Origin of the sequence: Mesobacillus subterraneus, assembly GCF_000934845.1 — a bacterium.
GTDB classification, from domain to species: domain Bacteria; phylum Bacillota; class Bacilli; order Bacillales; family Cytobacillaceae; genus Mesobacillus; species Mesobacillus stamsii.
Window position 1 is genome coordinate 22,054 of the sequence record NZ_JXIQ01000076.1, and the last position, 20,293, is coordinate 42,346.

20 protein-coding genes are annotated in these 20,293 nt (G+C 41.4%); 12 read left to right on the plus strand and 8 right to left on the minus strand.

Annotation, left to right across the window (positions count from 1 at the left end):
* Window positions 1–67: 67 nt before the first annotated feature.
* Genes UB32_RS09505 through UB32_RS09515 form a run of 3 tightly spaced genes read right to left on the minus strand, consistent with a single transcriptional unit; the run spans window position 68 to window position 2,375 of the window.
* A complete protein-coding gene (locus tag UB32_RS09505; RefSeq protein ID WP_044393237.1) occupies window positions 68–1,723 on the minus strand; it encodes a b(o/a)3-type cytochrome-c oxidase subunit 1 in 1,656 nt (551 codons plus the stop codon).
* Window positions 1,723–2,199 carry a cytochrome c oxidase subunit II gene (locus UB32_RS09510; protein WP_044393239.1) on the minus strand — a complete coding sequence of 159 codons (477 nt, stop codon included), beginning with the start codon at window positions 2,197–2,199 and terminating at the stop codon, window positions 1,723–1,725. Before UB32_RS09510 ends, UB32_RS09505 begins: the two co-directional genes overlap by 1 nt.
* Window positions 2,200–2,225: 26 nt before the next feature.
* Window positions 2,226–2,375, minus strand: a complete 150-nt coding sequence (locus tag UB32_RS09515; protein ID WP_044393241.1) for a cytochrome c oxidase subunit 2A — start codon at window positions 2,373–2,375, stop codon at window positions 2,226–2,228.
* A 632-nt stretch (window positions 2,376–3,007) separates the two neighbouring features.
* Between UB32_RS09515 and UB32_RS09520 the strand changes: the two genes are divergently transcribed.
* The 8 genes from UB32_RS09520 to UB32_RS09555 all read left to right on the plus strand — a co-directional run bounded on the left by UB32_RS09520 (window position 3,008) and on the right by UB32_RS09555 (window position 12,521).
* Complete coding sequence (locus tag UB32_RS09520) at window positions 3,008–3,781, plus strand: SDR family NAD(P)-dependent oxidoreductase (RefSeq protein WP_044393242.1); 774 nt, start codon at window positions 3,008–3,010, stop codon at window positions 3,779–3,781.
* A 267-nt stretch (window positions 3,782–4,048) separates the two neighbouring features.
* A complete protein-coding gene (locus UB32_RS09525) occupies window positions 4,049–5,134 on the plus strand; it encodes a type III polyketide synthase (RefSeq protein ID WP_044393244.1) in 1,086 nt (361 codons plus the stop codon).
* Window position 5,135: 1 nt separating this feature from the next.
* On the plus strand, window positions 5,136–5,705 hold the full coding sequence (locus UB32_RS09530; protein ID WP_044393246.1) for an isoprenylcysteine carboxyl methyltransferase family protein: 570 nt from the start codon (window positions 5,136–5,138) through the stop codon (window positions 5,703–5,705).
* Between the two features lie 322 nt (window positions 5,706–6,027).
* Window positions 6,028–9,681 carry a dynamin family protein gene (locus UB32_RS09535; protein ID WP_044393247.1) on the plus strand — a complete coding sequence of 1,218 codons (3,654 nt, stop codon included), beginning with the start codon at window positions 6,028–6,030 and terminating at the stop codon, window positions 9,679–9,681.
* Window positions 9,682–9,701: 20 nt separating this feature from the next.
* Window positions 9,702–10,544: a sulfurtransferase gene (locus UB32_RS09540; RefSeq protein ID WP_044393249.1), complete on the plus strand. Its 843-nt coding sequence runs from the start codon at window positions 9,702–9,704 to the stop codon at window positions 10,542–10,544.
* Between the two features lie 74 nt (window positions 10,545–10,618).
* The gene (locus tag UB32_RS09545; RefSeq protein ID WP_044393250.1) at window positions 10,619–11,509 is read left to right on the plus strand and encodes a 5'-3' exonuclease; all 891 of its coding nucleotides are present in this window, start codon (window positions 10,619–10,621) and stop codon (window positions 11,507–11,509) included.
* 213 nt (window positions 11,510–11,722) lie between these two features.
* A complete protein-coding gene (locus tag UB32_RS09550; RefSeq protein ID WP_044393251.1) occupies window positions 11,723–12,184 on the plus strand; it encodes a divergent PAP2 family protein in 462 nt (153 codons plus the stop codon).
* Window positions 12,185–12,239: 55 nt separating this feature from the next.
* On the plus strand, window positions 12,240–12,521 hold the full coding sequence (locus tag UB32_RS09555) for a DUF6123 family protein (RefSeq protein WP_241768465.1): 282 nt from the start codon (window positions 12,240–12,242) through the stop codon (window positions 12,519–12,521).
* A gap of 72 nt (window positions 12,522–12,593) precedes the next feature.
* On the opposite strand, the gene UB32_RS09560 is transcribed toward UB32_RS09555, so the two are convergent.
* Both UB32_RS09560 and UB32_RS09565 read right to left on the minus strand, forming a co-directional pair.
* A complete protein-coding gene (locus tag UB32_RS09560; RefSeq protein WP_044393253.1) occupies window positions 12,594–13,532 on the minus strand; it encodes a DMT family transporter in 939 nt (312 codons plus the stop codon).
* Window positions 13,529–13,939, minus strand: coding sequence for a reverse transcriptase-like protein (locus UB32_RS09565; RefSeq protein ID WP_044393255.1), 411 nt, complete (start codon window positions 13,937–13,939; stop codon window positions 13,529–13,531). The genes UB32_RS09560 and UB32_RS09565 overlap by 4 nt, the downstream gene beginning before the upstream one ends.
* A gap of 131 nt (window positions 13,940–14,070) precedes the next feature.
* On the opposite strand from UB32_RS09565, the gene UB32_RS09570 reads away from it, so the two are divergent.
* Window positions 14,071–14,727, plus strand: coding sequence for a reverse transcriptase-like protein (locus tag UB32_RS09570; protein WP_044393256.1), 657 nt, complete (start codon window positions 14,071–14,073; stop codon window positions 14,725–14,727).
* Window positions 14,728–14,744: 17 nt separating this feature from the next.
* Window positions 14,745–14,918 (plus strand): zinc-finger domain-containing protein, encoded by a 174-nt coding sequence (locus UB32_RS19430; protein ID WP_084221787.1) that lies wholly within the window; start codon window positions 14,745–14,747, stop codon window positions 14,916–14,918.
* Window positions 14,919–14,981: 63 nt separating this feature from the next.
* Here UB32_RS19430 and cspD read toward each other — a convergent pair whose 3' ends face one another.
* Window positions 14,982–15,182 carry a cold-shock protein CspD gene (gene cspD, locus UB32_RS09575; RefSeq protein WP_042355328.1) on the minus strand — a complete coding sequence of 67 codons (201 nt, stop codon included), beginning with the start codon at window positions 15,180–15,182 and terminating at the stop codon, window positions 14,982–14,984.
* A gap of 306 nt (window positions 15,183–15,488) precedes the next feature.
* Between cspD and UB32_RS09580 the strand changes: the two genes are divergently transcribed.
* Together UB32_RS09580 and UB32_RS09585 are read left to right on the plus strand one after the other, a co-directional pair.
* Window positions 15,489–16,460: an HD-GYP domain-containing protein gene (locus UB32_RS09580; protein ID WP_044393259.1), complete on the plus strand. Its 972-nt coding sequence runs from the start codon at window positions 15,489–15,491 to the stop codon at window positions 16,458–16,460.
* 165 nt (window positions 16,461–16,625) lie between these two features.
* The gene (locus tag UB32_RS09585; protein ID WP_044393261.1) at window positions 16,626–18,803 is read left to right on the plus strand and encodes a DNA topoisomerase III; all 2,178 of its coding nucleotides are present in this window, start codon (window positions 16,626–16,628) and stop codon (window positions 18,801–18,803) included.
* A gap of 77 nt (window positions 18,804–18,880) precedes the next feature.
* Here UB32_RS09585 and UB32_RS09590 read toward each other — a convergent pair whose 3' ends face one another.
* Window positions 18,881–19,117, minus strand: coding sequence for a DUF3892 domain-containing protein (locus UB32_RS09590; RefSeq protein ID WP_241768467.1), 237 nt, complete (start codon window positions 19,115–19,117; stop codon window positions 18,881–18,883).
* A 139-nt stretch (window positions 19,118–19,256) separates the two neighbouring features.
* Window positions 19,257–20,165: a homoserine O-acetyltransferase MetA gene (gene metA, locus UB32_RS09595; protein ID WP_044393264.1), complete on the minus strand. Its 909-nt coding sequence runs from the start codon at window positions 20,163–20,165 to the stop codon at window positions 19,257–19,259.
* Window positions 20,166–20,293: the final 128 nt, after the last annotated feature.

Genomic DNA, 20,293 nt, shown 5'->3' on the forward strand with positions numbered 1-20,293 from the left:
CCGGAGACCAATAAATTATCAGCCAAACCAAAAAAGGACCGGGCGCAGTTTGCCCGGTTTTTCTTAGTTAAAAGAACTTGTATCCTTTCGAACCAATTGGTGCATTTTGGATCATATCAATGAATGGAATTGTGTAGGCGAATAAGATCAAAAGTACAGTGATACCGAGCCATAACTTCCAATTTTCAAATACCATCGGTGTTTTTTCAGCCTGATCCGCAACCTCACCAACAGGAAACTCTTCTTCTCCTTTAGGTGCAAAGAAAGCAAGATTGACGAAAATGTAAAGCATCAGGATAATTCCAAGGAATAAAATCGTTCCGCCGACTGCCTGAGCGATCTGATAAGGAATCCACTCAGCAGCTTGCTCAGAACCGCCGTACGTTGAGAAAGAAGAACGTCGCGGTGCACCAAGCAGGCCGGCTGCGTGCATTGCACCTGACATGAAAGTCATGCCGATTGCCCAAACAACGCCCTGGATAATTGCTAATTTATTCATCGCTTTTGTAAGAACTCGGCCTGTCAGGTGCGGCACCAGCCAATAGGAAATCCCGAAGAAAGTCAATACAACAGAGGTTGCAAGTGTCAAATGAAAGTGACCGGTAACCCAAATCGTATTGTGTACCACTTGGTTTAATTGGTTGGAAGCATTGATAATTCCGCCAGCACCAGCAGGAATGAAAGCAAGCATGCCAATGAAGGGAACTGCAAAACGTGCGTCTCCCCAAGGAAGTTTCTTTACCCAGCCAAATAGTCCTGTAGAACCTTTGGAGCGTCCATACATCTCAAACGTCGCAAATAAGGAAAAGGCTGTCATCAATGACGGAATGACAACAAGGAATGTCAAAATTACTTGAAGGAATTTCCATGCTGGATCAATCCCAGGTTCCATCAACTGATGGTGAAAACCTACTGGGATCGAGAACAGCAGGAATAAAATGAAGGACATCCTCGCCAAAGAATCCGAGAAAATTTTTCCGCCAATAATCTTAGGAACGATGGCATACCAAGCCATGTACGCAGGCAATAGCCAGAAATACACAAGCGGATGACCGAAGTACCAGAACAATGTACGGCTGACCAATACATCAACACGATCTACCAGGCCTAATGACCAAGGAAGGAGTTGGAATAAAACCGTTGCTGCGACGCCAATTGTTGCTACAATCCACATAAGTGTGTTAACAAGAGACATAAAAGTCAGCAGTGGACTGGGTTTTCCTGGGTTTGCTTTTCTCCATGAAGTGTAAGCCATAATGATTGCCGCTCCGTCAATCCAACTTCCGATAATCACTAAAGTAAGACCTAGGTAAAAAAGCGCGTGAGCCTGTAATGGTGCATAAAAGGTATAAAGGACTGAAGCTTGGTTAGTAAGGATCATGATGGCTGTCATTATAGTTCCGATGGTCATTGTCCAGAAGCCGATCCATCCGGTTAGGCGCTGTTTTCTAGTGAAGGTCCCCGATGTCTTACTCACAAGTGCAAGCTGAAATCCCATAATGAAGAAAGTTGTTAAAACAAGGCCAAGAACGACGCCATGTAAGGTGAGGATCTGGTAATACCCAGTCCATGTAGGCAATTGAAATTTTCCAGACCGGACTAGTGTCTGCAAAAGACCTGCTAATCCGCCGATGGCAAGGGCGATGAAAGCGACATAAAAGTGCGCCATGGTCAATTTGCCGTCCCGACGGTCCACTTTTGGATTCATTGAATTAGTATTCATTATTCTATCACCTCAATTTTAGACGTCATCGTATGGTGGCCGACGCCACAGTATTCATTACAAACGATCAGAAATTCGCCTGCTTTGTCAAAGGTAGTGACATATTCACTGATGAAGCCAGGCTCAAGCATCATATTAATATTGGTGCCTGCTACCTCGAAACCGTGAATGACGTCTTTCGTGGTAGCAATGACTTTTACTTTCGCTCCTAGTGGCACTTCCACTTTTCCAGGGTTGTAAGAAAAGGCGGAGGCAACAAATACCAGTTCATAATCCCACTCTTTCCCTTCTACCTTTTTCAAGCCTGGTTCATTGAATGGAGCAGTTGTGTCAACGTTTTCAGGATTCACTGTAGCCAAACAGCTAGGAGGTTGGTTTCCTAAATAGAAGGCACTAACACCGATGACCGTGAGGAAAATGATTAAGGTCGTTACCCCGAATATCAACCAGATTTTCTCAAACTTATGAATATGCATAACTTCTTTCTCCCCTTTTGGTGGTCTTAAAAACGATCGACAAACAAGAAAAATACACCTAGCCAAGTAACAATTAAAAAGAATCCTAATAAGAAAACCGATGCAAGTGTTCCTTTCAAGGAAGGTTGATCTTCCACCTTTGTGTGCGTTTTCTTCCCGATTTCAGGTTGAGCCATCCCGGTCCACTCCCTTCGCATAAAATAAAAACTAGCTATTAATTGATAAGTACACTTTCATCATACAAAACAAATTGAAAACGTAAATACGGTTTTGAACAGTTCACAAATTGTTCATACCTGACATATTTACTATGTTAATGGTGAAAGCGCGTCAATACAGTGATTTAAGTCACAAGGTACGACGGGTAAATGTGAATAATCTGTGAAACTATTTATGTGAAAATAGGAGCAAATGATATTATTCAGAAAACAACTTGTGAAAGGCAGGGCTTGATTTCTAACGGAAAGCAAGTTTAAAAAAAGAGTCACTTTTCCGGTTTTTGTTAATAAACTGAATCAAGAATATTTTTTTGGAAGTGAATTTCATGCAAAAGTATTATTGTGATCATTGCAGGCTGATTTATGATGAGAAAAAGATTTGCCTGAATTGTGGGGAAACAGCTGAAAAACAAATCTTGATTGAAGTGCAGAGGCAACCAGGTGGGAGCAACTAGCATCGAGCAGGGTGCTTTTTTTCCATTAAACTGCATAAGGATGTCTTAAGCTTGCGTTTGGGACAGGCAGTTTGCATCACGAATTGTTCGATACTATGGTAAAATGAAAGCAATTTTATATAGGGGGCTGTTAGGATGTTCTTACCTTCATTTGATTTAAGCAGAAAGACGGCAATAGTCACGGGTGCGGGCCGCGGGATTGGCAGAGCATTAGCGATCGGGCTAGCTGAAGCCGGGGCTGATGTTGCAATTCTTGCCCGGACCGAAAATGATCTTACAGAAACTGCGGGAATCATTGAAAAAATAGGAAGAAAAGCTCTTATACTTCCTACTGATGTTACGAAAAGGGATCAAATACATACGGCGATTGCGGAAATAGAAGCGAAGTGGGGAAAGATTGATATTCTAGTAAATAATGCAGGCATGAATATCCGTTCCAAGGCGTTGGAAGTGACGGACGAGGAATGGCAAAAGATTATGGACACTAATTTGAAATCTGCCTTTATGATCTCTCAAGAAGCCGGCCGTGTCATGAAAAACCAACCATCTGGTGGAAAAATCATTAATATTTCCTCGGTAGCGGGCCAGGTAGCGCTTCGGACAGGTGTCGTATACGCAGCGACCAAAGCCGCTCTCATGCAGATGACGAAAGTGCTTGCAATGGAATGGGGTCAATTTGGCATCAATGTAAATTCCGTTGGACCTTGGTATTTCAAAACACCATTGACTGAAAAACTTTTAGAAGATGAAGCATATGTAAAAGACATCCTCGCCGTTACACCTCTGAAAAGAATCGGTGAGCTGGAAGAGCTAGTCGGACCAGTTGTGTTCCTAAGCTCAGATGCAGGAAATTATATAACAGGACAAACCCTCTTTGTCGATGGTGGAATGACGATTCACGGTTTTTAAAGAAACCGGCCATTGTGATTTTTTCTATTTTTGCTTTTGCTCCGCGACACCACGAATGTTCTTTCGAGCCTGTCAACTGGTAAAGATTTTATAATGTATACGACTCAGCAGCATTGTATAATGAACTTGCACAGCAACTCCTTCAAAACTTAGGCTTCCTCCATATGGGGGGAGTTTTTTTCGTATGCAAGCAATCTTTGTTTGCTTGCATACTCTCAGGGGTAAATGGAAAAAGTAACCGTATATATAGGGGAGGAGAGTATTGTCGTGCCCAGAATTTTGTCGATCGCTGAAGCAGTTCCGCCTTATTCAATAAAGCAGGAAGAAGTCATGAACTTTGCCGAAAAGATATTTAATGAGTCATTTAAGGACATTAACCGGTTATTGACCGTTTTCCAGAATGGTCAAATTGAAAAACGCCATTTTGCCAAGGATCTTGACTGGTTCGAAAAAGACCATACATTTGAGGAAAAAAATGATGCCTATATCGAATCGGCTGTAAGGCTTGGTGCAGAGGCAATCACAAATTGTTTGCATAATGAAGATTTCCTGAAAAATGAAATCCCTTTCGAAGAAATAGATGCTATATTTACCATCAGCAGTACCGGAATCGCAACACCAAGCATAGATGCGAGGATTATGAATATCCTATCTTCTTCACAATATACAAAACGGATCCCGATATGGGGACTTGGATGTGCAGGCGGAGCGGCAGGGTTGTCGCGCGCCTATGAATACTGCCTCGCATACCCAAAGGCCAAAGTGCTCGTGCTCTCCATTGAGCTTTGCAGTCTGACTTTTCAACGAAACGATCGGTCAAAAAGCAATCTGATCGGCACTTCGCTGTTTGCCGATGGAGTTGCATGTGCTCTTGTCTGCGGTGATGATTCTGGCTACGAGAAACTTGCCAAAAAGAATGCGGTCCCTAATATATTCGGAACTCAGTCCACGACGATGCCCGATTCAGAGGACGTCATGGGCTGGAATATTAAAAATGAAGGCCTTTATGTCGTCTTTTCAAAAGATATTCCGACTATTATTGAAAACTGGCTACAGCCTAATGTACTTAGGTTTTTGAACACCCATAGCCTGGAGGTGGCGGACCTTGATCACTTCATTGCCCATCCAGGCGGCAAAAAGGTTCTTGATGCCTATCGTTCCGCTTTGAAGCTACCGGAAGACATGACCAACATCTCCCTTGACGTCCTGAAACAATTTGGAAATATGTCATCGGTGACAATTTTTTATGTGCTAAAAAGGTTTATGGAAACTGCTAAGGAAGGCGATCTTGGCCTCGGCGCAGCCCTAGGGCCTGGATTCAGTTCAGAGCTGCTGTTAATGAGGTGGGAATAAAATGGTGTTTTATCTCTTTGTCGGAATCATCGTATTCCAAAGAATTACGGAACTTTTAATTGCCAGAAGAAATGAATCCTGGATGAAAAGCCAGGGAGCAATTGAATTTGGGCAGGGGCATTATCCAGCGATGGTGGCGATTCACACAGGATTTTTTCTCGTTTTTATTGCCGAAGTAACGCTATTGAATAAACAGTTGTCTGATTATTGGCCTGTATTGTTGACGTTGTTTCTGTTCACCCAAGGTATGAGGATTTGGGCACTTTCTTCTTTAGGAAGGTTCTGGAATACAAAAATTATTATCGTACCCGGAGCACAAGTTGTAAAGAAAGGACCCTATAAAATCATCAAGCATCCAAACTATTTGATCGTAGCATTGGAATTCATGGTCATACCGCTGATGTTTAAGGCCTATATTACGATGGCGCTTTTTACGCTATTGAATATCCTGATCTTGTCTATCAGGATTCCTATTGAGGAAAGGGCTTTGAAAGAATGTACTAAATACGAAGCTGTTTTTTCAAATCACGGTCGTTTCCTGCCGAATTTGTTAAAGAAGTGTGACAATTAACAGCCTCTCATTGAAAATGATCCTCAATCATGCTATACTTTTCTTAAGATGAAAATAGTTCTCAATTAAAGAACTTTAAGGACGGTGTCGTAAAAATGGTTTCTATGCTAGTAGTTTTAACGATAGCTGCTTACTTCTTCATTATGAAATATGTATTAAGCAATGTTTTAAAACCGCACTGAAGGAAAAATAGCAGAAAAGTGGCAGCCCGGACATCATGTCCGGGTTTTGTTTTGGCCATTAATTTATCTAATAATAGGAAAACACCGAAAAATCGTATAAAATAGAGCTATTCATTATTTTGTCACAAGGAGTTTGAGGAATGGGCCACACTGCACACCAAGAGCAAAAACTTCTCGGGAAGATTGTCTCTCTCTATAAGTTAGTAACTACGAATCAAGATGGGGAAACTGCGGAAAAAGTGAGAGAACTAGGGAAGAAAGCAATGGAGAAGGAATTTTCAATTGCCTTTTGCGGACATTTTTCTGCAGGGAAGTCGAGCATGATCAATCGACTGATCGGTGAAAATATCCTGCCATCCAGTCCGATCCCTACCAGTGCAAATCTGGTAAAAATAAAGTCAGGCGCAGAGTATGCTAAAGTCTTTTTTCGTAACGGCGGATCTAGACTGTATGCGGCACCCTATGATTATGAAACGGTCAAAAACTTTTGTATGGATGGTAACGAGATACAGGGAATTGAAATCAGTCATAGCGGAGCAGAGTTCCTGCAGCATGCCGCTATTATTGATACACCTGGAATTGATTCAACGGATGATGCCCACCGGATCGCGGCAGAATCAGCTCTTCATCTTTCCGACATTGTTTTTTACGTCATGGACTATAACCATGTACAATCGGAGCTGAACTTCCTTTTTACGAAAGAACTGACCGACGCCGGGAAAGAGCTTTATTTAATTATTAATCAGGTTGACAAGCATCAGGATGACGAACTGCCGTTTGAACAATTTAAGGATAGTGTGCAGGCTGCGTTTTCCGACTGGGGAGTAAAGCACTCTGGGATTTTTTATACATCGCTTAAAGTACCTGAATTATCTGTTAACCAGTTTGACGAGCTTCGCAAATTCATCATCGAGCGGAAAAGCAAACGTTCGGAGCTTTTACCTGTTTCCGTCTTTCGTTCCTTAGAAAAGCTGTCAGAGGATCATCTAAGCCATCTAGAACAGGATGTTTCCGCTCAGATTGACCAGTTTGAATCCATTTTATCAGATCTTGGCGAAAGCGATAGGGAGCAGCTTTCTAAAGAATTAGACGGTATAAGAAGCCAAATTACTAACATCAAAAGGAAACAGGATCCAGAACAGGAATTTAGGGCAGGTCAAAATGACATCCTGAAGAATGCCTATCTGATGCCGTTTCAGACAAGGGAGCTGGCAGAAGCATACTTGCAGTCTAGGCAACCAGATTTTAAAGTAGGCTTATTTTTCTCCAAACAAAAAACGGAACAGGAAAAAGCAGCCAGATTGTCTAGCTTCTATAAAGATCTGGAAGAAAAGGTTCAATCTCAACTTGACTGGCATATCAAGGACTTTTTAGCAAAGCTATTCAGAAAATATCATTTGACACAAGCTGAACTTCAGACAGCTGCCAATGGTTTTAAGATTGATTTCGGGAAAGAACTGCTGTCTGAAGCCGTCAAGTCTGGAGCCAGGCTTTCAGGTGATTATGTTTTAAATTATACAAATGATGTCGCCGAAGCCCTGAAAAACCGTGCGCGAAAAAAGCTCGAACCAATTAAAAAAATGTTCCTTCACTCAGTCAAATTACAGGATGATGAGCAAGTGAATGAACTTGTCAGGAAGGAACAGAAATACGGAAAGCTTTTGGATGCGTGGGAAGAATTGTCTAGAATCAGAAGGAAAATTGCCGAGAACAGAAGACAAGTTTCTGAGATTCTTTATGGAGAGGCGATTCAGTTCGAAGATGAGGTGGGAAGCGTTTTTTTTGCAGACGAAGATGAGCCAGAAATGATCAGAAATTTAGTCCGTGGCACTCGTGAACCGCTTGAGAAAAAAATGGATCCTTTACAAGTTCACACAGCTCCAATTGAGCAGGAAGAGCGGGAGGGAGAACAACTTCATCATATCCAACAGAAATTGATTGGGAAGTTGAACTACGCAGCTGATCAGATAGAAGCGATACCCGGACTGAAAAAGATTTCCCGCGAATTAAAAGATAAGGCTATGCGAATAAAAGGCAGAGAATTCACAGTTGCCCTGTTTGGTGCATTCAGTGCCGGAAAATCTTCATTTGCCAACGCGCTTGTAGGGGAGAGGATTTTGCCGGTATCACCTAACCCAACAACGGCCGCGATTAATAAAATCAAACCAGTGACGAAAGACCATCCTCATGGCTCTGTTATTGTGAAAATGAAAACAGATAAACAACTAAAAAATGAGCTGGAGCGATCACTTAGATTATTTGGCGGATATGTCCGTGATTTCGATGGATCGATCGATCTAATCAAAACTATTAAATTGGATAATAGCGAATATAGTGTAATAGAAAAAACCCATTACTCCTTTTTACAAGCTTTTGCAAATGGCTTTGATCATTTCAGGGACAAATTCGGTGAGCAATTATCCGTTGACATGGATTCTTTCGGTGAATTTGTGGCACAAGAGGAGAAATCATGTTTTGTTGAATCAATCGAAGTTTATTATGATTGCGAGCTGACAAGAAAAGGAATTACACTTGTTGATACCCCAGGAGCCGATTCAATCAACGCACGCCATACCGGAGTTGCCTTTGATTATATCAAGAATTCGGATGCGATCCTGTTTGTCACCTACTATAATCATGCCTTTTCAAAAGCAGATCGCGAATTTCTGCTTCAGCTAGGCAGGGTAAAAGATAGCTTTGAACTGGATAAAATGTTCTTCCTCGTCAATGCGGTCGATTTGGCGAATTCAGAGGAAGAACAAGAGACTGTTCTCGAATATGTGGAAGGGCAGCTTGTCCAGTACGGTATTAGGAAGCCACAACTTTTCCCTGTTTCCAGCTTAAAGGGACTGAAAGATAAATTGCAACCGGGCAGCAGCGGAGACCAGCTCTTTAACTCCTTTGAAAAAGTGTTTTACCGATTCATTGCCAAGGATTTGATGACCATGGCTGTCGAGTCTGCAGAGGCGAAATGGCAGCAGGCGATCAGTATGTTGGAAAAAATAATCCGTTCAGCAGAGGAAGACAAGGCCACAAAGGCTGAAAAACGTCAAAACCTGCTATTCGAAAAAGACCGGATGCTGACTGTTTTAGCCAAAAAAAGCCCAAACATCCTTGAAGAACGCCTTAAACAAGAGGCAGATGAATTGGTTTATTATATTCGGCAGCGTGTATTCCTTCGCTTTGGTGACTTATTCAGGGAGTCCTTTCATCCCGCTCTTTTAAAGGACGATGGACGCAATGTGAAACTGGCTCTTGAATCGGCATTGGATGATTTGATCGAAAGTATTGGATATGACCTTGCCCAAGAAATGCGGGCTACTTCCTTAAGGCTGGAAAACTATATTGTCCATCTGCTTAAAGAGTTTCAGCAAGCAATAATAACGGAACTGGAAAAAATAAATGCTGCGGTATCGATTTCATTAACAGAAAATGGCCCACTATCTGGAATGGAATTTGAGCCAGCATATCAAAGCCTCGACCGTACCATTTTTAAGAAAACGCTTGGATTGTTCAAAAATCCGAAGGCTTTCTTTGAGAAAAATGAAAAAAGATATATGGCAGAGGAACTAGAACGACTTTTACACGAACCTTCGACAGAATATCTGCAGGAAGAGAATTCAAGATTGAAAAATCACTATCTAAAAGAAATGCAGCAGGAGTTTGAAAAAGTACAAAATGATTTTTCTGAACAAATCAATGAATATTTTGAAGGGATTACCGCTTCTCTTGAAGAAAAGTTTTCAGTGGATCTCGTAAAACAAGCACTTACTAATCTTATAGTGGATGAATAACAGTGGAGGAGTGGTTTTTTTTGAAAAATTATGTAGAAGCTGATTGGCTTAGAGAGCATCTTGACGAGAAAAATCTAAAGGTGGTGGATTGCCAGTTCAAGCTTGGCGATCCTGAAGAAGGCAAACAACAGTATGAACAAAGTCATATTCCAGGAGCGGTCTATTTCGATCTAGAAAAAGATTTGTCAGGAGAGGTCCGGGAGCATGGTGGAAGGCATCCGCTTCCTGATTTGCATTTGCTAAAAGATAAACTTGAAGCAAACGGAATAAGCAAGGACACAATCATTGTTGTCTATGATGGCAAGGAAGGTGCTTTTGCATCTAGATTCTGGTGGCTTTTGAAATACATGGGACATGAAGAGGTGTATATCCTAAACGGCGGCTTTGCTTTGTGGGAACAGAAAGGCTATCCTACAGATCAAATCGTGCCAAAATATGCAAAAACAACCTATATCGTAACAGAAGCGAAAGATATGTTGGCCTCCTACGAAGAAATAAAGGATATAGCGCTTAATGGCTCCGGAAACGCAGTCCTGATCGATTCACGTGAAAGCAGGCGTTATAAAGGGATAGAGGAGCCGATTGACAGAATTGCGGGGCATATTCCGACCGCCATCAATAAACCATGGATGGAGAGTTTGGAAAATGGTTCCTTTAAGTCGAGGGACCAACAGGAAAAGCGATTTGCCGAACTGGACCGGAATCAGCCTGTCATCGTGTATTGCGGGTCAGGAGTAACTGCAACTCCTAACTATATCGCCTTGAAAGAAGCAGGGTTTAAACATGTCAAACTGTATGCTGGCAGCTATAGCGACTGGGTCTCTTATAAAGAAAATCCTGTATCAAAATATGATATAATATAAAAGTTGTTTATGGGACACATCACCATCTGTTGACGATAAAAGGTTTGTCAAAAACAAAATAAGGAGGTCCAGCTTTGGATTCGAATAAATCGTCACTAATGCTTGTTGACGGAATGGCTTTGTTGTTCAGAGCCTTTTTCGCGACCGCTGTATCCGGACAGTACATGATCAATTCCAAAGGGGTGCCGACCAACGCAATCCATGGTTTTGTCAAACATTTTGCGACTGCAGTTGGGAAATTTAAGCCTACCCATACGGCGGTTTGCTGGGATATGGGCAGCAAAACGTTCCGCACGGAAATGTTTGCGAATTATAAGGCAAACAGACCTGAAGCACCGGTAGAGCTTTTGCCTCAATTTGATTTAATTAAAGAGGTGGTGGAAGCTTTGGGCGTTCCGAATATCGGCCTTCCAGGGTTTGAAGCAGATGACTGCATCGGTACAATTGCCAAAACGGTCAAGGAAGTCGATTCCATTACCATTTTGACTGGGGATAAGGATATTTTGCAGTTAATCGATGACCGGGTTTCTGTCATTCTTCTGCAAAAAGGGTATGGAAATTATCTAGTCCACAATCGAAATACTTTATTCGCTGAAAAAGGGGTTTGGCCTGAGCAGATGATTGACTTGAAGGCATTCATGGGAGACCCAAGCGATAACTACCCCGGCGTCCGCGGAATTGGGGAGAAAACGGCGATTAAACTCCTTCAGGAACACGAAAATGTAGAAGGTGTGATCACAAATCTGCATCTTTTGACGAAATCACAACGTGCAAAAATCGAGGCGGATTTAGAAATGCTTCATTTAAGCAGGCAACTTGCTGAAATTAAATGCGATTTGCCGATTGAATGCAGCTTAGACGATGCCCTATTCAGAATTGACAAAGAAAAACTTCTTTCTAAGTTCAATGAAATAGAACTGACAGGGCTACATCGACTTTTTGAAAACAATGCAATATACGCATAAGAAAAAGGCTGGATCTGGAAGAACAAAATGCAAAAGAGGTGCAATAAGCACCTCTTTTGCATTTATTTTACTATTAAAATTTACTCTCCAAAAAGTTTTGTTTAAAACTACATAGAAAAGTGAAATAACCCTTTATAGGCTTATTTTCTTATTATGTATGGACAAGAATAAAAGCCATCATTTATCTTCAAAATAACAGGAGAGGTGACGAATATGAATAGAGGCGCCGTGATCGCGATCACAAGTATCGGCCTGGCTCAGGCTTTAAAAATACCAATTCATTATGCGAAAACAAAGGAATGGAGACCAGCTCTATTTTTTGCAACAGGCGGCATGCCGAGTTCCCACTCTGCAGGTGTTTCTTCTTTAACCACGTTTGTTTCCCTTACAAAAGGAGTACGCTCGATTGACTTTGCATTGTCTCTTGTTTATGGCTTGATTGTTATGTATGATGCCCAGGGAATCAGGAGGCAGACAGGAGAACTCACTTTAAAAGTCAATGATCTTGATGAATTAATTGATAAAATCAATGAGGATGACCCAGTGGAGTTCGAGGAAAAGTCCCCGGATCCTTTGAAGGAAATGCTAGGACATCAGCCAAAAGAGGTACTTGGAGGAGCCCTGCTAGGGATGATTATGGGCTTTTCTGGTTATTATTTAACGAAAAAACGCTAGAAAAAGTTCGAATAATGCGGTAAAATTTTACTAGTTACGGCTTGAAGAGAGAGGATTGATTCAGTCAGTGCGAACAGTGGAAGATTATTTGCTTCATTTGAAGAGCAAGGGGTTTCTTTTTCGGGAGGATGCGGTCGGCTTCATTTATTTCGGACAGCAATATACAAATTCAACGGATGAAATCGCCAATACAGCCATCGAAATCACCCTAATGGCTCAAAAGGGTTTTGACGGTAGTTTTTATATTTCATTGCTTGAAACATTCGCTTCTAATAAAATCGCTTCTCGCAAAGCAGCCTGGAAATTAGTCGAAAAAATGGAACTTTTGGCAGTATAACATAACGCCATGCTTTAGTTAACCTACTCGTGCCCAAGAATAGCCGATGAAAAAAGAGGCAATTTCAAAGCGTCACGCTTTGAAATCCGCCTCTTTTTTCACGAATAGCCTTCTGATAATACTCTCTAATTTTCCAGCAGGCAATTCAGCAAAAATCATGCCAGCAACAATCAACACGCACCCAACAAGGGCGCTATTTGCCAGGCGTTCGTCTGCCCAGAAATAAGCTGTAATGGCAGCAAAGACAGGTTCCATCGCAAAAATCAAAGCAACCCGTGTCGCTGTTGTATGCTTCTGGAAATTTGTCTGGATGAAAAATGCTAATGCAGTTGCAAGAATAGATGTAATCAATAATGCGGTAATTACATTCGTAGAAAAAATGACCTCTGGTTGAAAAGCTCTTTTCCAGTCTTCAAACAGGATGGCAGATCCTGCAGAAAGAACGGCAACAGTCAATATTTGTACAATCGTCAAAAGAAGAGTAGGATAACTGCTTGAAAATTTTCCGGTAAACACGATGTGCAATGCAAAACCAGCTGCGCAAATCAAGACAAAGGCATCCCCAATATTAAGACCCGACACATCTGACATAGTTAAAAGATAAAGGCCAATCGTTGCTGCAAAAACGCCCGCGATGGAATTCACACTTGGGCGCTGCTTTAAAATCCCAAGCATCAATAAAGGAACGAGTACGACGCTCAGTCCGGTAATAAAACCAGCTTTTGAAGAAGTGGTATACAGAAGACCAAGTGTCTGAAAAGCGTAGCCAATAAATAACCATACCCCGAGCATTATCCCTGATAAAATCAATTTCCTATCAAGTTTTTGAAGGAGATGCTTTTCAAAAATGAGCAGCCAAAGTCCTAGGATGATTGCAGCAACGGAGAAGCGAACGGCATTAAAAGAAAGTGGCTCCAGAAATGCGATCGCATTTTGGACAAGCACAAATGTCGTTCCCCATATAAGAGCTACAAACAGTAAACTTAGATCGGCAAAAGTGGATGTTTTCATTTCATTTTCGGTCCTTTCGTATCGCTGCCCCTGATTGCTTTTCTGGCTAATTCATCAGCTGTTTTGTTTTCGCTCGATGGAATCCATTTCATAAAAAACAAATCAAATTGCCGTGTAAGCACCAGAGCTTTTTCTAAAAGCGGGGAATAAAGCTTATTTTTAACGAATTCTTTCTCCACTGCAGCATTTACGAGCTGGGAATCAGTTCTGAATGATACAACCTTAAAACCCTTCTCCAAACAGATTTCCAAAGCTTTTATAAAAGCATGATATTCCGCTTCATGGTTTGACATTATGCCAAGCGAGAGGGAATATTGAAAAACTTTCCCTTCTCCTTTAATAAATATGCCAGCACCGCTACGCCCTGGGTTACCAGCACTTGCCCCATCGATATATACCTCATACAAAATCGACCACTCCCGAATTATTTGTACAGATAACAAATAGTGTATCATAATAGTTTGGATTATGTAACCATTGTAACGGATAAGAAAAATGGGTAAGATAACTAAAAAAGGCGGAGAAAGTTGGGAAAATCTTGAGATATAAATTGGAGTGGGAATATAAAACTAAAGGCGTGGCTCCGATCCTGTTCAGTTCTGATTATCTGGAAGGAGAGCATGCGCTCCAGGCTGGTGAGGAGCTTGAAAGATCTGGAAAAGCATTGGGGATTTTGTTTACTGATGAGGTTGGCACCGCCTGGTCTATCAAAGAAATGCGTAAGCTTCTTACAGTGGTGGAAGAAGAGCCTCATAACCTGACTGTTTATTTTGACGGAGGCTTCGATAACACCCATAATAAGGCCGGCCTTGGCACCATCATTTATTATAAACAAGGAAAAAAGAAATACAGACTGCGTGCAAATGAAGTATTTGATGAGATCGATACAAACAATGAAGCAGAGTATGCAGCACTTTACTTTGCGTTAAGCATTCTTGAAGAAATGGGTGTCAGGAACACATCATGTGAAATAAAAGGGGATTCCCAAGTAGTGTTGAAGCAACTCGAAGGGGAATGGCCTTGCTATGAAGAAACGCTCAACCGTTGGCTGGACCGAATCGAGAAGAAGATTATCGAGCTTGGCTTGCATCCTAAATATTATCCAATAGGAAGGAAAGAAAATAAAGAGGCTGATAAGCTGGCAACCCAAGCATTGCAAGGGAAAATGATCAACAGCAAAATGCAAATAATCTAACCGGGAGGGAGAAATGATTGACTCGAAATGAAATACTTGTTGAGGTAGAAACATTGTTAACTACCTATTGCAATGGATGCTTCCTTAAAAAATATCATCGGCAAGAACAAGGAAAAACATTTGCCCACCGGTTTTGCATAACAGAATGCACCGTCGGTGAGAAAATAAAAAAGTGTGGACAGAAATTGTGATCATGGGTCTCTCACTAAAAATCAAAAAGGCTGGCGTCAAGCGTCAGCCTTAAACTGTTGGAATTATAGTTTCACTACGTTAGCTGCTTGTGGTCCACGGTTTCCTTCGACGATTTCGAAAGATACTTCTTGGCCTTCTTCTAATGATTTATAGCCTTCACCCTGGATGGCTGAGAAGTGTACGAATACATCGTCTCCGCCTTCTACTTCAATAAACCCAAAACCTTTTTCATTGTTGAACCATTTTACTTTACCATTTTGCATGTTAAACTGTCCTCCTATGCCTTTCGTGACACAAACTCTGCGTCAAGCTGAATAGTCTCATCTAATTGGCTACACTTGCATCTATTGCGCGGCAAATATATCCTCTTACATGATGTCTTAAATATACAATATTAGAATAATCGTAGTCAAGGATGCAAACGCTATTACCCTATAAATTTTCTTAAAATTTTATGAATTATAAATAATTGTCACGCTTCCTCTTTTCGGAAAAATTTGTTATTATTTTCTTATACGAACAGCAAACAATAAAAGCAGGCTATCCTATTTAGTCAAGAGGGGGGTATTATGAAGAAGACCACTCCATCAGCGTTAACGGCCTTATCTGATTATCAAATTGAGAAATTACTGGATACAATCAGAAACGGGAATACCGTTCAGGACCCTACATCACAGACGGGAATAAAAACGAAAATCAAGGATATGAACAAGATGCTTGACGCTGCTTCCGTTCAAATGGAAGAAATATTCGATGTCGTCGCAAAGACTGGTGTTATTCCAATCTCGGAAATCAAAAATGAAATCATGCCTGCAATCAGACAGGCAGCAGAAATACCCCATATTTATCACCTTTTTTATGAACTTAAATCAAAAGATGAATATACTTATAGACATACTGTCTGTGTCGGTATTATTTCAACATTATTAGGGAAATGGCTTAATTTGAATCAGTCCGATTTGAATGATCTTTCGCTCGGAGCCACCCTCCATGATATTGGCAAGGCGAGAATACCTGCTGAAATTCTCAATAAGCCAGGCAGGCTGACACAGGAAGAGTACTCTGAAATGAAACGGCATACCGCATATGGATACAGGCTGCTGAAGGATATTCCAGAATTGAATGACAGGGTTGCTCTCATCGCACTTCAGCACCACGAACGGGAGGATGGAGGTGGTTATCCATTCAGTCTCCCGAGCAATAAGATTGATAACTTTGCCAAAATTGTCGCAATAGCTGATGTCTATCATGCCATGTCGTCTTCAAGGGTGTACCATCAGGCAGAACCATTCCATATAGTCATTTCTCAAATGCAAAACGATGTTTTTGGTAAATTTGATCCAAAAATCATGCTCGTCTTTTTATACAGAATTATGGACAGTCTTGTTGGCAAACGCGTCCTTTTAAGCAATGGAGAAGAAGGAACAATCCTTATGGTCGATAACTATGAACCATTGAAGGCTCTCATCAAGACGAAGGATTCGCTAATTGATTTGCGCCTCGACCGTGGTTTGAGAATTTCACGTGTCTTACATGATTAAGTTCTCTCTTATTCAAACCAATAAGTTTTTACAGGCAGCTGAGCATCATCTGCCTGTTTAAGCGTATAAGTGCTGAGATAAAAGTCCTTTACGCTCTTATTGAAAAAAAGATAAAATAGAGATTAGTATAGTTACGTTCTTATAAAAGCTTTTCAGGAGGAAATTATGAAGGTAATCGTTGCGGAAAAGCCTGATCAGGGCAGAACCCTAGCCTCCGTTTTTACAATGAAGAAGAAGGAAGGATACATTGAGATTCTTCCAAATGAAATCTTTCCGGATGGCGCGTATGTATCGTGGGCAATCGGTCATTTAACGGAGTTGTCCGCGCCCGAACAGTACAACCCGTCATGGAAGAAGTGGTCACTGAATACATTGCCGATCATTCCCGACCAATTCAAGTATGAAGTTGTAAAATCGAAAGCGAAGCAATTTAATATTATTAAAAAATTAGTTTCGGACCCTAGGGTAACCGAAATTATCCATGCCGGTGACGCAGGACGGGAAGGAGAGTTGATTATCAGAAATATCCTTCGTCTCGCAAATTGCACGAAACCGATGAAACGGCTGTGGATCTCCTCCCTTACCCCAAAAGCAATAAAAGATGGCTTTCAGAAACTATTAAGTGAATCAGATACAAAAAATTTGTATTATGAAGCCTATACGCGCGCTTGTGCTGACTGGGTTGTAGGCATGAACGCCTCAAGACTGTACACTCTTTTATTGCAGCAGAAAGGGTATTCAGATGTATTTTCTGTCGGAAGGGTCCAAACACCCACGCTTACTCTGATTGTAAAACGAGAGCTCGAAATCGAAAATTTTGTCTCAGAACCTTTCTGGGAAGTAATCGGTAATTTCCGAATCAACGGAAAGCAATACACTGGCAAATGGGAAAAAGATGGTGACTCCAGAATCAAAACAAAGGAAATGGCTGAAAAAATCGCTGCATTTTGCAACGGTAAACATGCTGAAGCAGCAGAAGTTCATTCTGAGAAAAAAGAATTCCTGCCGCCATTATTATACAATCTTTCAGCAATTCAAGCTGAAGCAAACAGGCGGTTTAAGATGTCGCCGAAAAAGACGCTCGACATTTTACAAGGACTCTATCAAAGAGGGATCGTCTCTTATCCCCGTTCCGATTCCAGGCATGTAACTCCAGGTGAAGCGGAAGGCTTTCCAGCTATCCTGAAAAAACTCCAGGTGATTCCTGATTATCAAACATTATTTCCACTGCCAGTAGAATCCATTAAAAACAACAAACGATATGTAAATGAAAAAAAGGTGACGGACCACTATGCAATTATTCCTACAGAGCAAGTTCCCATCTTAAACAGGCTGTCGGGAGAGGAACTTAAACTGTATGATTTGCTTGTACGGACGCTGATTGCTGCCCACTATAGTCCTTATATAGCGGAGTATACGACGATCAAGACGGTCGTGGATAGCAGGGCTGAATTTACTTCGAAGGGGAAAGTCCAGCTTGATGAAGGCTGGAGGAAGGTGCTGCCGCAAAAAGACGCAGATAAAGAACCGGAGCTGCCTGCAGTTCAGCAGGGGGAAACGGGAATGGTCATCCACACAGAGGCAAAAGAAAGCAAAACGCAGCCGCCAAAAAGATTGACGGAAGGACAGTTGATCACTTTGATGAAAACGGCAGGCAAGCATATTGAAGACAAGCAATTGGAAAAGGTGCTAATGAAGGCAGAAGGACTTGGAACCGAAGCTACGCGAGCAGGAATCATTACCATGCTAAAAGACCGTGCCTATATCGAGGTCCGCAAAAATCTTGTTTATGCCACGGCCAAAGCAAAAATACTCGTCACGGCAGTTGGCGGACAAGTGCTTGCTTCACCGGAAATGACAGCGAAATGGGAAAAGCGGCTGCACGAGATCGGCGAGGGGGAAGCATCGCCGAAACAATTTATCGAACAAACCTCAAAAATGATTAAGCACTTGGTTTCGGAAACGACGGAAGGATCAGCAGGCTGGACATTTTCAGAGGAACTTACCAATGCCTTTGTGCCTGGTAAAATAGGTGGGAAATCAAGGCGTGTAACGAATTTGGGAAAATGTAAAAAATGCGAGGGTACAGTCTTAGACAAAGGTACGTTTTATGGCTGTTCCAACTATCAAAAAACGAAATGCAATTTCACCCTATCCAAACAGGTTCTTGGCAAGACAGTGACGCAAAAAAATATAAAGAAGCTGCTCGCTGAAGGAAGTACGGATGTGATTGAAGGCTTCCAAAGCAAGGATCGAACTTTTAATGCAAAGCTATATTGGGATGCGCAGGAAAAGAAACTGAAATTCGAGCTCGCTCACCAGGCTGTCAATCAAAGAGAGTAGTGCCTTGTCACCGATGTTTATCTGCAGGATTTTTTTAAATACAAAACACCTTCCAGTATTGGTAGGTGTTTTTGCGGTTAGTATATTTCCGGATAAGTTTGAAAGTCAGAACCATCTGCTGTCAGTAGGGAGGAGTTCCCATTGGTTTCCTCCATTATATTTACTCCAGAAATATTGCCGGTGGACACTTCCATTAACGCTTTGCGATAAGAGATGATCCTGCCGCTTGAAGTCTGGAAGCTGATAATCTCCCCAACATGGTTTTTATGTACCGCGATTAGCTGTTCTTGCTGCAATTTAATCTCTCCTTTCACCCTCCTAGTCTTACACTTTCTCCAAAAAATAAACGTAACGGGAATTCTGTCGTACAAATACAGGACTTCCAAGTTCCAAATGCGATAAATTCGAGACTTTCAGAATAAAGAAAAACCGGGCGGTTTCGCCCGGTTTTTCTTATTTCCATTCAAACGGCGTTTCCTGGTACACATAATAATTGAGCCAGTTAGAAAAGAACAAATGAGCGTGTGATCTCCAACGGTTAGGCGGTGTCTTTTCAGGATTATTGTCTGGAAAGTAATTTTCAGGGACATGGATATCAATACCTCTAGCTTTGTCCCTTGAATATTCCTCAGCTAAAGTGGTAGCTTCGTATTCTAGATGTCCTGTAATCATGATTCTGGTACCATCCTTGCTGGAAATAATCAAAGGGCCAGCTTCATCGGAAACTGCAAGTACTTTTAAATCAGGATGATCGTTGAGTGCTGCTATTGACAGCTCAGTGTTACGTGAATGAGGAGCTGGAAACTCATCATCAAATCCTCTTAACAGCTTATCCGTCTCATCAAGGACACGGTGAGTGAAAATACCTGAACACTTTTGCGGCAGAAGATATTTGTCAATGCCATAGTGATGATACAAAGCAGCCTGGGCACCCCAGCAAATATGCAAAGTCGACGTCACATTCTCCTTTGTCCAGTCAAGGATTTCTATTAGTTCATCCCAATAGTCCACTTCTTCGAATTCCATCAGTTCAATTGGAGCACCAGTAATGATCATGCCGTCATATTTTTTTGTTTTTACCTCGTTGAAGGTTTGGTAAAACTCCTCCAGATGGTATGCGGAAGTGTTCTTTGAATCGTATGTAGCTGTTTTCAAAAAATGGATGTTTACTTGAATCGGCGTGTTTCCGAGCAGTCGAAGCAGCTGTCTTTCTGTCTTTTCCTTCTCAGGCATAAGATTCAGAATCAAAATATTTAATGGGCGAATATCCTGCCTAGAGGCCCGGTTCTCATCCATGATGAAGATGTTTTCTTTTTCCAATATTTCTTTCGCTGGCAAATGCAGCGGGATTTTAATTGGCATAATATACCCTCTCTTTCAGCAAACTAAAGTCAGTAATTTTTATTATAGTCTGAATTCTTTTATGGAGCAATTGGTTAAAGAGAAAATTTTATGACAAAATGATATTTTTTAGCTGATCGGAATTACCT